The organism is Agromyces sp. CF514 (genome assembly GCF_900113185.1).
Classification (GTDB): Bacteria; Actinomycetota; Actinomycetes; order Actinomycetales; family Microbacteriaceae; genus Agromyces.
In genome coordinates this window covers 1,485,956-1,501,610 of record NZ_FOZD01000001.1, presented here as the reverse complement: position 1 = coordinate 1,501,610, position 15,655 = coordinate 1,485,956, and the positions used below count along the sequence as shown (strand labels likewise).

The following is a 15,655-nucleotide window of genomic DNA, read 5'->3' as shown; positions in this document are numbered from 1 at the left end:
AAGAGCGTAGCCCGGTGCAGCGCGCGGATGAAGCAGGCACGTGCCAAGTCGCGCGTCGCTGAATTCGGGCCTCGCTGCCCGGACCAACCCCGATTGACTCACCCATGCCTCGTTCACTCGATTGGTCCTGGAGTGAACTCCGACGTTCGCTCCCCTCCTGCGCGAAAGAGTTCGTGCGGAAATGCTCGCAGAATTGGCTCTGGGCGAAATACCAGCCCGTCTATGCCGCCTAGACGAATGGCGTGCTCAACGTCCCGCGCAAATTCTGGAAGTTCGCGACCCGTCCCTAGGTAGTAGTCGTCGTACTTGAAGTTGTTCTCGTAGGCAGACATCAACGGCCGGCAAGGTACACCGAACAGATCCGCCAAGACCATCGCATGCAAAGAGGAACCAACGACGAACTCGCTTGAAGAGATAAGTCGTGCGACCTCTAGCGGGTCAGCCAACGGCGAGATCGCGTGCGGATGGCTACGGTAACGCGGCATGTCATTGAGGTTGGGGACAACGAGCAGCTGACGCTGCTTTTCGGCCCCAGCGAGTCGAAATCGTTCGTCCACGTGCGAAATCAGCAGCGCGGGGTCGCCGTAGATAGAGGGAACGTCGTGGCCGTGATCCATCAGGTATCGGCGAGTCCGTGGACCGCGGACCGCATGAATTGTTAGTTCGCCACCCTTAACTCGCAGGGGTCTTGCCACCTTGCCGTTTATTCCGGACCCCCAGATGTGGTCGCCGTGTTTCGCAAAGTGCAGAACGGAACCCACCGTGACCAATCGCTCGTGCTTACCGGAAGCAGCGTCTTCAGTCAGGCCCAGCATGTCGAGCACACCTCGAACAACGATTGGGCCGAGCTCGTCTCCAAAATTATGCCGACGACGCCCGCGGATTCGACGAAGCAATGGAACGTTCACTAGTGGCAACCTGGGCCGCCAGGCATATAACTCAACGGTCAATGTCGCACCTCGATCATCCGGGCCGTCCCCAATACCCCCGCCGCCGATACTGCGGCGCGAAACCAAGTCGCCCTGAGCACCGGATATGCCCAATCATTACCCCGCCGCGCGGCCTTCGAAAGCGCCACACAAATGCGCAACAAAGCTGGGACCGTATTTCGGATAGCTACGTTGCCCAAGCGCTACATTCCTCCCCACTGCCACCCGTGCCCGTTACCGATGTCGACATCTGGATCACTGGTCACCGAGTTGACCATCGGCCTTGGACTCGCGCCGATGGCGACGACCGCCTAGCCCTGATACATAGCTGGCTGCTGGCGCTGCGGCTCGTCGGAGCACGTCGCGGTTCTCAGCACCCGCGATCAACCAGAGCAAGGCGGCATAGACGGCTCCCCCGACGAGCGCGACTGGCAAGGCAAATACCCAGGCGGCGCCCGCAACGTTCGCCCACGTTGTGGTCTGAAGCAGCGCTATCGCCACTATAGGAGGAGCGATCGCGACCCCGCATCGCGCAACCTGACCGAGGTAACTCCAGACTCGCAAGCCTATATATCGGTGCAGCAGCATTAGTCGCAATGGCCAGGTGAGGACCCGCGAAAGCCTCGAGAGCGCGACGCCGACGATCCCGAGAGGTAGCAACAGGAAGACCGCGACAATACCAAGCCCCGCCTGCAGGGCCGCAAGCCCGAGCGCAGCGCGGGCGTGGCCGGTCGAAAGCATCACGGGTCGATCGAAATACATGATCGTCCCGAATGCCCAGCCCGGCGCAAGTATCCACATCAGCGGCACGGCCGCTTCCCACCCGGGGCCAAACAGCAACGGCACGAGTTGCGGGCCAAGTACGGCGACAAAAGCAAAGAACGGAAAGCTCACGGCGGCAGCCGCAAACGTGAGTTGCCGAAAGATGCGATTGAGCCGCGGAAGGTCGTCCTGCACTCGAGAGAACGTGGTGAGCGATATGCGCGCAATTACCGAAGTCACAAGCTCGATGAGAATTGTTCCGATCCTCTGAGCGAGGTAGTAGTAGCCGAGCTCGTTGGATGTGAAGAACACGCCGATCAGGATCTTGTCTATGTTCGACTGGATCGCGTCCAATAGTTCGATACCCAGGACGCTCGAGCCCACTTTCCAGAGACCGCGAAGTGATGAAATCGAGAACTCGAATCGAGGACGCCATTCCGAGGCAGCCCACAGGGTGACAACCGCCGCGATTGCCGCTGCGAGCGATTGCAACGCGAGCGCCCACACGCCGCCCCCCAGTACCGCGACCGGAATGGCAACCATAGCGCCGGCGAAGGTCCCCGCGGACTGACGGATCGAGAGCGACTTGAAGCGGAACTCGCGTTCAAGAAGCGCTGCTGGCGTTCCCGAAAGCGCACCGATCGGCAGCACTAACCCCATCACGTAGAGGACAGGCGCAAGCTCAGGTTCGCCAAGCGCCGACGCCACCGGTACTGCCGTCAGGGCGAGAAGCCCGTAAATGGACAAGGCGATGGCAATGGACGTCCAGAACGCAGTTGAGGCATCCTTTGGCGAGAGCTCGCGCCGCTGGATAAGCGCCTTGCTGAACCCCGAATCGACGAACACCTGCAGCACCGCAATGATCGAAGTTGCGAGAGAAATCAGACCGAACTCGCTTGGTTCTAGAAGGCGCGCAAGCGTGGCGAACACCGCGAGTGTAATCAACCGCGACGACCACCGCTCGGCGAGTACCCAGCCGATTGACTGAGACGCCTTGCGCCCTAAGCCATCGGCGTTTGTCATCTCGCCCCGAATGCACGCTTGACTCCCGCGGAAAGGCGCTGAAGTGCAATCATCCCTGTCTGGAACACCGCCACGGGGCCGATCGATCGCCAAACCCGGATGGCGGCCCCCATCTGCGGCCGCACCCCGAACTCATCGATGAACTTTCGATCCAGTGGGTGTGCGACGCCCTTCATAGCCGTGCCGGAGTGATTCTCACCAGTATCTACTTGGTAGACCGCAGCCCTCATCGGATATCGCTCTAGTACCCGGCCATGTGCCGCATGCCATTCCCGGGCATCATGGTGCGCCCCGAGGATCGTCTCAAGTCGCTCGCCAAAGGCATCTGCCACCATCTGCTGACTCGCCGTAATCGCCAGACTCTCCGGAACCCCGTAGGCCTCAAACGGCAAAATAAAGCTGGTCCCGCACGTGCGATTGAACTTCGCCTGTCTGCGATAGGCGTTTCGGGCGCGCGAATACTTCCAACCCCGATCAATGACCCAGCCTCTATGCCCCGGACGCGCGGTTACGTACTCAGCGATCCCCGAGTGCACAAAATCGTCGGCGTCGAAAATCATGACGTGATCTGGCCTGAACTCGCGCGCCTTAGCCAGACCGATACCTATCTTCGTGCCTTTGTCCCACACGAACGGTGCACGAGCGGTCCGTGGCCCATCCGGCGGCGCTGGCGGCGGAAAGTCAACCGGGACGAAGTAGGCACGCTCAGGAAGCTCAAACGCCGGGCGCTTATTACCAACCACTATCACCACAAACTCGTGGTTGCTTTGGCGAGTGACCGATTCGAGCGTTTCGGCCAACAGAGCCTCAACCCGTGAATAGTCGTTGGAATTCTGCGGGTGCCGCAGCGATGTGACGAAGGCGAGCATCATTCAACCAACAATTCTTTCGCCCTCATTCGGGCGGCCTCGAGACTTGTTGCGTAGTGCGCAGTCGAAAGATGGCCCGAATACTCGTCGAAAACAGAACCGATCTTGCGATAGCTATTGTCGAGCGCGATGTGATTGATGCCGAGGAGGCCAGCGAGAACATGGGCATGAAGTCGATCCACGACCAAGAGCTGTGAACCCGCGTACAAACGCAGCGCATTCGCGATGTTTAGCGCATTTATGTCGTGGATCGCCCGCTCAGCCAGTCGATGAAGAGTATTCAGCCGCGCAAGGCTTGGCTTGCCGCTGAACCTCATGAGAGTGGCGTCTAGCTTCACGATTGCCCGGTCAATCTTCCACCGCAAGCCTGCCGCACCGCCGATCGGGCCCCAGTCGGTGAGCACCAAGTTCGACATGCCGAGCCAGTCGCTGGGGACCTCGGCCAAGCCGGAGGAACTCTCGTGGTCTCGCCGTCCGATGATTACGACTCTGTCTGCTCTCGCAACTGAGAACCCCCGCGGCTCAAAACCAAACGCCATATCGAAGCAAAACTCAATCCGAACGTCAGGAAGGTCGACCCTGGCGCGATCCATTGACTCTCGGTCTCGCAATAGAGCCGTGAAATCGGGATGCGCGCCCATCACTGAGTTGGCCCGCGCCGCTGCCTCGCGCGAACCGAAGTACACGGACTGGGGCAGGAGAACGACGCGAAACTCTTGCAGCTCGGTCACGACCCGCTCGCGATGCAATTGATGGGTCGGCCATAGATCTCCGAAATTTCCGCCACCATGCAGGAGCACCACTCCCTCCGGCATTGCAGCCCGCAGGTCGCCTGGGTGGTACCCGCGGGAGTCGGCTATATAGCGGATTCGCAGGCCAAGCTTCTCAAGGTATGCGAGTTCACCTGCCCATATGAGTGAGTCACCGACATTGCGCTGATTCGGTACATCGAGGATGGCAACGTTTGTCGCGGGGCTGCCGATAGCTCGCTTCAATGTCTCGATGGTGCTTCCCTGCAAGGTCTTCAGGTACGCGACATCACTCGTGCTCAACACGAGCGCTCCCTCGTGGACGGTACTCCGGTCTTGCTCCCGATCCAGCAGGCCGATCGAGCGCTCAATACCGAGGAACGCCGCCTAGACCAGAACCTACGAGAACAGCCAGACGCTGCCTCCAGATACTTAGCCACGTACGTCGTCCCCCTTGGGTGAGCAGATTCGCGAAGCTAGTTCTGGCCGCAAAGCGGCGAGTTGATTCCGGTTTGCGTTCGGCGGACATACTCCGAGTCCGAGCTGGTACCAGATTGAGTCGCTCGACCTGCTGTCAACCCCGTGCACCGCCGACCCCCGAGCCGACTGGCCCTACTAACTACACACGCCATTTCATCCCCCATGAATGACCCGGGCTGCGAACCAGCCGCGCGCCTCGAATCTAGCAAAGCACGCGAACTGAATGCCGTGTCGCCGCGCTGGGCCACCACATACTGAAGTCCTATGAAACTCGCTGGATCGCCACCTTCGAACGCCTCGGCACAGGTTCGAGTCTTGCAATCTGTCATCTGGAGTAAAGGAACGAACCCTTACGTACGACTTCTGGCCGAATCGCTGCCTGATGGAGTCTCACCACTCGAGTTCTCCTGGCACCGGGCGATATTCGGGCAGTACGACATTCTGCACATGCACTGGCCGGAACACCTCATACGAAGCCAAACATCGCCACTCAAGAGTCTGGTGAAAACGGTCCTTGCCTCAGCCCTAGTGGCGAGGCTCCGGTTGACTCGTGAACCGATTGTGCGAACGTTGCACAACCTCGAACCGCACGAGAAGTGGTCGAAGACGAGTCAGCGGCTGGGTCGTCGCCTTGATGCGATGACAACAGCATGGATTGCGATGGATCCAATCGATGCGACGAGCGTCGATGGCCCAGTCTATGTGATCCCCCATGGCGATTACGCTCCGATCTTCGGCAGCTACCCGGAGATCGCTCCGCATGAGGGCCTCATCGTGAACTTTGGGCATATACGACGCTACAAAGGGCTCGAGCACCTTGTCGACGTAGTTCGAGACGCTCAACCGTATAGCCAGATCCGACTGAGAATCGTAGGGCCTTCGGACGATGCCGTACTAGTCGAGTCACTCGTGCAGAGTTCAATCCGTGAGCCCTGGCTCGACGTGGACCCGAGGCTGCTCTCCGATGAGGAACTCGCGACGTCTATTCGCTCTGCGGAATTGGTGGTGCTGCCATACGAACACCTCTATAACTCTGGAGCAGCGATGCTCGCTCTCACGCTGTCCCGGCCTATCCTCTTGCCCGAGACCCCTATGTCCACCCGCCTAAAAGCAGAAGTCGGAGATCAATGGGTGCATCTGTATTGCGGAGCGCTGAGTTCCCGGCACCTACTCGATACGCTCGCAGTCGTCCGTGGCCGCCAGAAAGACTCCCACCCGGATCTTCGCATGCGCAACTGGAGCCTCCTCGGGCGGGAGTTTGCTTCGGTGTATCACGAGCGCCTAGCCGCGCCTCGCCGATAGCGTTGCACCGGGCTGCGCGGCCGCGGCGAAGCCCAACCCCAGAATCATCCAGAAGAGGGAGGGCGTCGGCGGCAGCCAGAACCCACCTTCGATAAACGATGCAACGGCGTAGACCGTGATTCCAAAGCCCACCCCTAAGGCCACACGGTCAGCAGACTTGAGGAGGCCGTGAATTGAACGAACCAGTATCGCAACCAGCAACGCCAAGGCGATGAGACCGCCGGCCAGATAGACCGCGGCGTAGGTGATCTCATACGCACCGCCCTCGTACTCGCTTATTCCTTGCGGGCCAAAGAACACGGCGATCGGATTAGTGATCGTACTTTCAATTAGTTGGGTAAGGCGAGGCGTCCGTCCCGAAAGGCGCGTTAGATAGTCCACGTTCGAACCGAACAGTCTGTCGGTCACCTGAGGAAACGCACCAAAGAGTGCAGCGCCAGCGATGATCAGGGCAATACCAGCGAAAATGCGAGCGGCGGCGGCGGCGGCGGTGGCCGACTTCGTAAAGACGAATCGAAATGCCAGGTACGCAGCCACTCCCAGCCATGCGCTTCGGGAGAGCGTAAGCATGGCAACAGCAACGAATGCGACGAGCGCCGGAAGCTTCCACTGGCGCCGCACAACCTCATACACGACAGGGAAGATCAGCAAGAGGTTAACACCTAGCAGATTGCCGTTCTGATACGTGGAAAAAAGTTTCGACCCTGACCCAACCCGATTGTGTTTCTGGAGGTACCATTCGGCACCGGTCTGATAGTCAGTGAGATTGACCGTGATTCCGGGGATCGCTACTGCGTTTACGCCAAGAATGTACTGGAGCACCGCGTAAGCGGTCACCAGCACGAACCCGACCACGAGGATCTTCACCGCAATTTCGATTTCTCGGCTTGTTGTGAGGGCATTCGAGACCAGGACGAAAAGCATCGGGCCAACGACGAGTCCCCACACGTACTCGATGCGGACTTCTCCCAGCATCCAGTCGATGAGGCTCCGGACGCCCATATACCCGCTAAGAAGCATGATCAACGTCGTGACAGGCGTGAAATTGATTCGCCTGCCCGCGAGGAACGCAAATAGGCCGACGATGAGGGCCAAAACGCAGATGATCGTCCCTGCCGTGACTGGAACGTCGCCAACCTTGACGCCTGCTTTTGGAACGACGACGTTGACCGCGAGCGAAGCGAAGATCAATCCGACCGCTATACGTTTCGTTAGTGACTGCCGCGGCTGCACTTCGGCCAACGACGCATTGGCCCGCCAACTCATCCTCTACCCCGCATCACAGACGCATGAAGTTCAGTAATTGCGTCGTCGAGTGCCGGCACGGTCACCTCGTCCACGAACGCTGCGGCTCTTTGCCGCCCTGACTCGACGAAACGAGTCCGAACCGACTTCACTTCGCTCAATTGCTGAAGCCCGTCTGCAAGCGATTCGGCGCTATTCGCTTCGACGAGCAGCCCACTCACGCCGCCTTCGGTGATCTCGATGGGCCCGCCGATATTCGTCGCCACGACCGCGAGCCCAGAACTCATCCCTTGGATCAGGACCTGTCCAAACGGTTCCGGCGTGACGTTTGAGCTCACAAGTACGTTGTGGGAATTGAGAAGCGTGGTGACATCGCTTACCTGCCCTACAAATGAAACGTCGGATCGGAGCGCGGCGGCCATCCGCCGGACCTGTTCCTCATATTTCTTGCTTTGAAAGAGCGCGCTGCCCGCAATGGTGGCTTTAAACCTCACCCCCCGTTCCTCGAGGATTCCTAATGCTTCGATGAGAACATGTGTGCCCTTCCACGCCGCGATTCGGCTCAGAGAGAGAATCGCAAGGCTCTCCGAAGGTGTCGCAGGGAGAGAACCTCCGCACCGGGTCCCGCTCACTGGATAGGCGACCCGGACAGGCCGCGCACCAAGGGCCGCTGGAATGGTGGAAGCCGTCCACGCTGAGTTTGCAAGGAACGCATCGAAGCTGCGCGCCACCACCCGTGCCAGGAACCACCACCGGACAGCCGAAAGTCGCTCTCGGTTGAGATCGTCTCGAAGGTAGAGAACCCGTACCCCATTGCCCCGCGGCGCAAGGACCATGGCGGTCGCGGCCTTCATGCTGTTTGCAACGACCACGTCGTACGAACTGTGTCGGAGGCGAGCGATCAGTCTTGGCGTCCGAAGGAGCCCGAACCACCTTCCGGTTGGGTCGCCCAAGGTCTCAACATGAACTGACTGATCCGAGAGCCGTTGGCTGACGGGGCCGGACTCCAGGAAGAGAATTCGACGATCGTGTCCGCTGTCGGCACCAAGGTAGCGCTCGATGCCGAGCTGTCCACCGCCGGGTTGGCCAGTGTGTTCGACGAAAATGACGCGTAGTTTGTCGGTTGCACTTGCGTCAGGCAATGGAGGCCTCCCGCCATCGAACAACGTTCGCGTCGAACACTTCGACATCGAACGCCTGGACACCCATCCACAGTGCGTCCCGATCCGTGGAAAGAGCGTCCTTCAGCGCCCTCTGTATCCCAGCTTCGGAGTGGTCTCGCAAGACAGCACCGCCTCCCAACATCTCAACTGGCTCTCGTGCCCCCCCGATCGCGTTGACGATCACGGGGGTACCGGCGGCCATGGCCTCGACCGGCATGATGCCAAAATCCTCGATCGCGGTAAACACGAACACGAGCGCTCGTTCGTACAACGCGTAGAGCAGCCAATCCGATGGTTGGTCCACAAACCGCACGTCTGCGGCCGAACGCTCCGCAGCTTGCCGGAGATACCTGCTATCTGGCCCCGATCCGGCGATTACCACAGGCATTCGTGTGATCTCGCCGATCCGAATGGCGTCTTCCAGACGCTTGTACCTGACAAATCGAGAAGCGCTGAGTATGAACTCATCCGGCAGGTTCGCGAGCACATCGTGATCTTGGTCGGTGAGACGCTGGCTCCACGCGTCGCGATCCTGAATTGCCTTTACGGAAACCGGAGGATAAATGACGCTCGCGGTTCTCCCCCACGCCCGCCGAACTCGTTGCGCGACGAAGATGCTGTTGGCGACGATACTCGTCGCTTCCTGGGCTCGTCTTGCATCGATTCCGCGTAGTGGGGACGCTACGGCCCGAAACAACGGCGAACTCCCTCGCGGATCAAGATCCGGCTCCCAAAGATACCGAGCCGGCGTGTGCGCATAGACAAGCTTCGGAGTGCGTGGATCCCCTGCCTTGGTTCGCACGTGATGGGCGAATGCATGGGAGCTCACGAGCACCCACTCCGCATCTTCACTTCTGGTACGCCAAGCTAGCGCGGCGGCCGGAAGCGCTAGCGCTTTCGATCTACGCAACGGCGTTCGTGACAGCCACGATTCCCGAATCTGCGCGCCGTCGAATCGATGCGCCGCGTTGTTCCACAAACACAACACTTCGCTATCCGGATACAAGGCGATAAATCGCTCGAGTACGTTCTCCGAGCCACCGGTTGGTTCAATCCACTCGTGCACTATGAGACCACCCACGCGCTACCCAGTCTCGGAGCCCGGGGCCAGAACCGCGCGGAACGTCCGCCAGAGGATCGCGAAGTCGCCCGTGATTGACCAGTTCTCCACGTAGTAGAGGTCGAGACGCACGCTCTCCTCCCAACTGAGCGACGATCGCCCACTGACCTGCCAGAGTCCGGTCATGCCGGGCTGCACCAAGAGCCGACGATGCGCCCCCCGGTCGTATAGTTCCACTTCCGCGGCGACCTGCGGTCTCGGGCCGACCAGGCTCATCGAACCTCCGAAGACGTTGAACAACTGCGGGAGCTCGTCGAGCGAGTACTTTCTGATGAACCGCCCGATCGGCGTGATCCTCGGGTCGTTGGCCACCTTGAACAGCGGAGTGCTGTCCGTCCCCTGCGCCGCGATCAGCTCTCGAAGCTGCGAATCCGACCCGTCGGCCATGGAACGGAACTTGAGCATGTTGAACGGCCGCTCATCCTTGCCGATGCGCCACTGCCTGAAGAAGATCGGTCCCGGCGACGTCGCCTTCACCACGATCGCGACGAACGCCAACGCGGGTGACAGCACGACGATGAGCGCGAAGGAGACGATCAGGTCGAACACGCGCTTCGCAACCAGTTTGCGCCCCTCGAACTTCGGCGTCTCGATGTGCATGAGCGGCAGGCCCGCGACCGGGCGGGTGTGGATGCGCGGACCGCCGATGTCGATCAGGCTGGGCGCGACGACGAGGTGCTCGGCCCCGGGGATGAGTCCCCAGCTCAGCTCCCGCACCCGTTCTGGTCCGAGTTCGTCCGAACTCGTGATCACCATCGTGTCGGCACCGAAGTCGCGCATCACGGCGAGCGCGTGATCGAGCCCGTACTCAGCCGGGATCATCGTGCCGGGCAGGTGGTCCTCGCCGTGTCCGGGAACGCACGCGCCGGCGATCCGATAGCCGGCTTCAGGTGTTCGCTCGAGTTCGCGCGCGATCACCATCACCGAGTCCCGCGAGCCGACGAGCAGCACCCGCGACGAATACTCCCCGTTGCGACGCTGGACCCCGAGCCACTGCCGCCACATCCACCGGGAGAAGATGAGCACGACCACGCCCAGCGGGAACGAGATGAGCACGTATCCGCGGCCGATGTCGATCTTCAGGAGGAACGCGGCGATCGCGACGAGCCCGAAGAGACGCAGGGCTGAGTCCGCGACGGCGCGATACTCCTGCGAACCCACGCCGAGCACCCGTGGAGACCTGGTGTCGTAGAGCTCGAGGGCCAACATCCAGGCGATGACGATCACGAACGAGACGACGGTGTAACTGACGGTGACGTCGGCGCGTGAACCGCTGAAGCCCGGAGTGCTGTAGTCCAGACCGACCCATGCGATCTGCGTGCCGAACACGACCCAGACCAGCACGAGCAGGTCGGTGATGCGCACGCGACGGGCGAGCTGCGACGACCAGGCCGAGGTCGTCATCGTCGCGGCGGCGTAGAAGCGGCGCATCACCATGTCGCGCCTCCGTCTGCCGATCGGGCCAGCACTCCCCCGGTCCACGCCCAGACGGTGCCGTCAGGGGCTACGTCGATAGCGATGTCGCCCGGCGCGGCGTCGGACTCGAGGCACGCTCCCGGCGTCGACGGCGAGCCGCTCGCGGCGGTGTCGATCGCGGCGATCCGGATGCCGCGGCATCCGTCGCCCGTCACCGCGACGAGGTACCCGGTCGGACGGGCGGCGATCGCGATCGCTCCCGATGCGGTGGCGGCCTCCGCCCAGGATGCTCCGGCATCCGCTGTCGTGAGCACGCCCCCGGACTTGCAGACGACGGCGGCCGACGCGACCGAGGTGGCCGCGAGCTGGACGATCGGCCCGCCGCAGGGCGTCGAGGCACCGGTCGGGGCGATCGCCTGCTCGCCGTCGGCGTACCAGGTGGGTTCCAGTTCGCCGGTCAGCTCCCAGTCGATGCCCTGCACGTAGCTGTGGTACCGGCCGATCGCGCAGGCCGCGTCGCGTGCGACCATCGTCACGATGTCGGCATCGACCGCCTCGACGGACTGCAGGTCGGTCAGCCCCTCGGTGACGCCCGCGCTCCACGTCGCACCGCCGTCGACGGTCAGCTCGATCGTGGCGCCGCCGCCCGGGCAGGTCCCCGTCGTGCCGCGGTACGCCGTACTCGCGTCGAGCGCGGCGATCACGACGGTCGGGCGAGTGGCAGTCGCTCGGGTCGGAGCCGATGATCCGGTGCCGGGCGGCGTCGCGCCCTCCGCCGTCGCATCCGCATCCGCATCCGACGCATCGGCCGTCGTCGTCGGAAGCGGCGGGATCGTCGGCAGCACCTCCTCCTGAGGGACGCCGGGCTCGGTGCGGACCGACGCGATCGCCCACCAGACGAGCACCGCATCGACGACCACGAACACCACGATCGCCGCCACCGCCCACGGAGCGGTGAGGCGGTGGCTGCGCGAGAGTTCGCTACGTGGCATCGCGACCGCCCGACACCGACGAGGCGAGTGCGGACACGATCGAGTCGACGGCGTCGTCGATCAATCGTCCGGCCTCGTCGTAGATCGCGATGGGCGCGCCGTACGGGTCGAGGATGTCATCGTCGTTCGGGTCTGGCGGTGGCGGCGCGAGGCCGCGGGATCGTGCCGCGGCATCCGTCGCCCGTTGGAGGCGCGACGTGCTGCCGGAGTCCTGCAAGGCGAGCACCGTCGCGCCGAGTCGCTGCGCGACCGAGTCGGGATCGGGCGTGTCGTCGCCGGTGTCGAGCCCGCCGTCGGCGGCGAGGAAGGCGAGCACCCGGGCGAACTCGCGGAGGGTGAAGGCACGGCGCGCCGCGCGGGGCACGAGTTCGGCGACCTGCGCGCGATGCGCACGGGTCGCGGTGAGCACGAGGTCGGCGTCCTCGATCAGCTGCGCGGTCAGCCTGCGGGCCGCGTGCCCGGTCGGGTCCGCGCCGAGTCGCACCGCCAGGTCCGCTGCCTCGGGCGTCATCGGCTCGCCGACCAGGGCGCTGGTTCCGGCGCTCGAGACCCGCACGTCGTCGATGCCCGCCGCGGCCAGCCGTGCCGCGAGCACCCGCTCGGCCACGGGCGACCTGCAGATGTTGCCGGTGCACACGACGAGCACGTTCACGCGCCGGCCGCCGTCTCTTCCTTCGGCGCGTACCCGTATCCGTAGCCGTATCCGTAGCCATAGCCGTATCGGCCGTAGCCGTAGGCGTCGGGGCCCTTCGTCGGCAGCATCGTCAGCACGATGCCCGAGACGTTCGCGTCGACGTTGTCGAGCACCGCGAACGCGCCCTTGACCTGTCCCTTGTGCGCTCGGCCGACCGCGACCACGAGGATCGCCCCGCCTGCGGCACGCGTCAGCACCGCGGCATCCGTCACCGGCAGCAGCGGCGGCGCGTCGAAGAGCACGACGTCGAACGCGCGGTTGAGTTCGGAGATGATGCCGACCATGGCCGCGGACCCGAGCAGCTCGCTCGGGTTCGGGGGCACGCGCCCCGCGGGCAGCACGTACATCTGGCTGCGGCCCCATGGCTGGATCACGTCCTGCAGCTCGGCCCGTCCGATGAGCAGGTCGGTGAGCCCGACCGCGCCCTCGATGCCGAGGTACGACGCGACCTTCGGGCGACGCAGGTCGGCGTCGACGAGGAGCACGCGCGCACCGGCATCCGCCAGGGCGATCGCGAGGTTCGCCGCCGTCGTGGACTTGCCCTCGGACTCGATCGAGCTCGTGACCACGAACGACCGCTCGGGCCGACCCGCATCGAGGAACTGGAGGTTCGTGCGCAGCGCGCGGAAGGATTCTGCCCGCGGCGAGTGCGGGTCGGCGTGCACGATGAGCGGGCGGTCCTTGGCCTTCGGATCGAACACGATGCCGCCGATCACGGGCGTGTCGGTCACCTGCTCGAGGTCGCGCTCGTTGCGGATGCGGGTGTCGAGGGTCTCGCGCAACACGGCGGCGCCGACGCCGAGCGCGAGTCCGATGAGGCCGCCCAGCACGATGTTCAGGGGCACGTTCGGACTCACGGGCTTCTGCGGCACGGCGGCGTGCTGCACGAGGGTCAGCCGAACGGGCGACGCCGTCGCAGGCTCGGCAGTGTCGGCCGCGGCATCGTCGCCCGCCGCGTCCGCGGCGGCTCCCCCGGTCGTCTCGATGGCCTCGACCACCTTCGTCAGGCTCTCGGACACCGCGGTCGCCACCTCCGCGGCGAGCGCGGGATCCGCATCGGTCACGGTGATCTCGATGAGGGTGGTGTCGGGCAGGGCGACCGCGATCACCTCGCGCGCGAGCTCATCGCTCGTCATGTCGACCTGCAGGGCCGCGATCGCCGGCAGCAGCACGATGGGGGTCGTAGTGAGGTCTGCGTAGGTCTTCACACGCTGCTGGGTGAACGTGTTGCCCTGGGTCATCTCGCCGATCGTGCCGCCGCTCGAGGTCGACACGAAGACTTTCGCCGACGAGCTGTAGAGCGGGGTCTGCATGATCGAGAAGACGGCGCCGGCGGCGACGCCGAGGAGCGTGAGCAACGCGATCAGCACCCAGCTTTGCCGCAAGATGCGGATGTAGTCGCGCAATTCCACGTGTTCAGTCCCCGTCCCCACAGCGTGCTGAAACGCGACACGGTTACGCTTGGCCCCGTGACACCCTCTCAACATGCCCCGCGGAGTGGGGGCGTGTCAACAACCGACACACCCGCGTCCCGCCGCGCCGAGGGTGCGATCGTGCGTTGGGGAGTGACGGATGCCGCGATCGGCATCGTGCTCGCCGCAGCCTGCTCGCTCGGCTGGTCGTGGGTGACCCGCACCGTCGTGATCGACGAATGGCTGCAGGTGCTCGGCGCCTACCTCACCGTCTGGGTGCCGCTCGTCGCCGTGCTCTGCATCGCGGATGTCGCGCGCGGCCGCCGATCGTTCGCCGCCGACTTCGGCCTGCGGTTCCGCCCGATCGACCTGCTCTGGGGGGTGGGCCTCGGGCTCGTCGCCCGCGGGCTGGTGACCCTGCTCGAACTCGCGTCGACGGGCCGCACGTCGCTCGACGGCGGAGTGCTCGCGCTGCCCACCGGCTTCGCGCTCTGGTTCGGCGTCGTGCTCGCGCCGGTCGTCATCGGCCCGCTCGTCGAGGAGACGTTCTACCGGGGGCTCGTGCTGCGAGCCGTCGAGCGGCGCACCGGCGGTCGGGCGCTCGTCGCAGCATCCGTCGCCGTCGTCGTGAGCGCGCTCGTGTTCGGGCTCGCCCACCTCGCCCAGGGCGCGGCACTGTCGCCGACCGCCGCCGCGGTCACCTTCGCCGGCACGTTCGTGTTCGGACTCGCGGCGGGCGCACTCGCGGCCTCGACCCGACGACTGGGCGGCCCGATCATCGCGCACGCGGTGTTCAACGGGCTGCTCGTGCTCGCGATCGTCACCTAGCCGTCACGGCGGGCGACGGATGCCGCGAAGCCGGGGCGTCTCGATCGGTCGCCTCGTCAGTGACGGCCGTTGAGCACGCCGCCCGACTCCTCGAGATAGCAGACGCCGCACAGCGACTCGTAGGTGACGGTCTCGCCGTCGATCGCGACCTGGTCACCGTCGAACACGAACCGGCCGTCGATCGTGCGGCCGTTGAAGATCGCCTTGCGACCGCAGCGGCAGATCGTCTTCAGCTCTTCGAGGCTGTGCGCGACCTCGAGCAACCGTCGGCTGCCCGGGAACGCGACCGTCTGGAAGTCGGTGCGGATGCCGTACGCGAGCACGGGAATGCCCTCGATGAGGGCGATGCGCAGCAGGTCGTCGACCTGCTCGGCCGTGAGGAACTGCGCTTCGTCGACGAGCAGGCAGCTCACGTCGCGCCCGGTCTCGGCCGCCGAGACGGCCCGCCGCTGCTCGAAGAGCGCGCCCACCGAGGCCGTCGGCTCGATCACGAAGTCGACCTCGCGCACGACGCCGAGCCGGGACACGATGTCGCGATCGCCCTTGGTGTCGATCGACGGCTTGGCGAGCAGCACGGTGTGCCCGCGCTCCTCGTAGTTGAACGCGGCCTGCAGGAGGGCGGTGGACTTGCCAGAGTTCATCGCGCCGTAGCGGAAGTACAGCTTCGCCAT

Annotated in this window: 13 protein-coding genes; 1 reads left to right on the top strand and 12 read right to left on the bottom strand. The window is 63.8% G+C overall.

What is annotated here, in order from left to right; genetic code table 11:
• Window positions 1-113 precede the first annotated feature (113 nt).
• The 11 genes from BM342_RS06610 to BM342_RS06565 all read right to left on the bottom strand — a co-directional run bounded on the left by BM342_RS06610 (window position 114) and on the right by BM342_RS06565 (window position 14,156).
• Window positions 114-815 (bottom strand): polysaccharide pyruvyl transferase family protein, encoded by a 702-nt coding sequence (locus tag BM342_RS06610; protein WP_255368756.1) that lies wholly within the window; start codon window positions 813-815, stop codon window positions 114-116.
• Between the two features lie 369 nt (window positions 816-1,184).
• On the bottom strand, window positions 1,185-2,714 hold the full coding sequence (locus tag BM342_RS06605) for a lipopolysaccharide biosynthesis protein (RefSeq protein WP_092964629.1): 1,530 nt from the start codon (window positions 2,712-2,714) through the stop codon (window positions 1,185-1,187).
• On the bottom strand, window positions 2,711-3,586 hold the full coding sequence (locus BM342_RS19440) for a glycosyltransferase family A protein (RefSeq protein WP_143109776.1): 876 nt from the start codon (window positions 3,584-3,586) through the stop codon (window positions 2,711-2,713). Before BM342_RS19440 ends, BM342_RS06605 begins: the two co-directional genes overlap by 4 nt.
• Window positions 3,583-4,638, bottom strand: a complete 1,056-nt coding sequence (locus tag BM342_RS06600) for a polysaccharide pyruvyl transferase family protein (protein WP_177232085.1) — start codon at window positions 4,636-4,638, stop codon at window positions 3,583-3,585. The genes BM342_RS19440 and BM342_RS06600 overlap by 4 nt, the downstream gene beginning before the upstream one ends.
• A 1,455-nt stretch (window positions 4,639-6,093) precedes the next feature.
• Window positions 6,094-7,356 carry an O-antigen ligase family protein gene (locus tag BM342_RS06595; protein WP_143109775.1) on the bottom strand — a complete coding sequence of 421 codons (1,263 nt, stop codon included), beginning with the start codon at window positions 7,354-7,356 and terminating at the stop codon, window positions 6,094-6,096.
• Window positions 7,357-7,376: 20 nt separating this feature from the next.
• Entirely contained in the window at window positions 7,377-8,549 is a 1,173-nt protein-coding gene (locus tag BM342_RS06590) for a glycosyltransferase family 4 protein (protein ID WP_092964626.1), read from the bottom strand.
• Window positions 8,494-9,009: a glycosyltransferase gene (locus BM342_RS19820; protein ID WP_177232083.1), complete on the bottom strand. Its 516-nt coding sequence runs from the start codon at window positions 9,007-9,009 to the stop codon at window positions 8,494-8,496. The genes BM342_RS06590 and BM342_RS19820 overlap by 56 nt, the downstream gene beginning before the upstream one ends.
• A 597-nt stretch (window positions 9,010-9,606) precedes the next feature.
• On the bottom strand, window positions 9,607-11,079 hold the full coding sequence (locus tag BM342_RS06580; RefSeq protein ID WP_092964624.1) for a sugar transferase: 1,473 nt from the start codon (window positions 11,077-11,079) through the stop codon (window positions 9,607-9,609).
• Entirely contained in the window at window positions 11,073-12,050 is a 978-nt protein-coding gene (locus BM342_RS06575; RefSeq protein ID WP_143109774.1) for a beta propeller repeat protein, read from the bottom strand. Before BM342_RS06575 ends, BM342_RS06580 begins: the two co-directional genes overlap by 7 nt.
• A complete protein-coding gene (locus BM342_RS06570; RefSeq protein ID WP_092964622.1) occupies window positions 12,040-12,702 on the bottom strand; it encodes an arsenate reductase/protein-tyrosine-phosphatase family protein in 663 nt (220 codons plus the stop codon). The genes BM342_RS06575 and BM342_RS06570 overlap by 11 nt, the downstream gene beginning before the upstream one ends.
• On the bottom strand, window positions 12,699-14,156 hold the full coding sequence (locus tag BM342_RS06565; RefSeq protein WP_092964621.1) for a tyrosine-protein kinase domain-containing protein: 1,458 nt from the start codon (window positions 14,154-14,156) through the stop codon (window positions 12,699-12,701). Before BM342_RS06565 ends, BM342_RS06570 begins: the two co-directional genes overlap by 4 nt.
• A 141-nt stretch (window positions 14,157-14,297) precedes the next feature.
• On the opposite strand from BM342_RS06565, the gene BM342_RS06560 reads away from it, so the two are divergent.
• Window positions 14,298-14,984, top strand: a complete 687-nt coding sequence (locus tag BM342_RS06560; protein WP_177232082.1) for a type II CAAX endopeptidase family protein — start codon at window positions 14,298-14,300, stop codon at window positions 14,982-14,984.
• A gap of 56 nt (window positions 14,985-15,040) precedes the next feature.
• Here BM342_RS06560 and BM342_RS06555 read toward each other — a convergent pair whose 3' ends face one another.
• Complete coding sequence (locus BM342_RS06555; protein ID WP_092964620.1) at window positions 15,041-15,655, bottom strand: thymidine kinase; 615 nt, start codon at window positions 15,653-15,655, stop codon at window positions 15,041-15,043.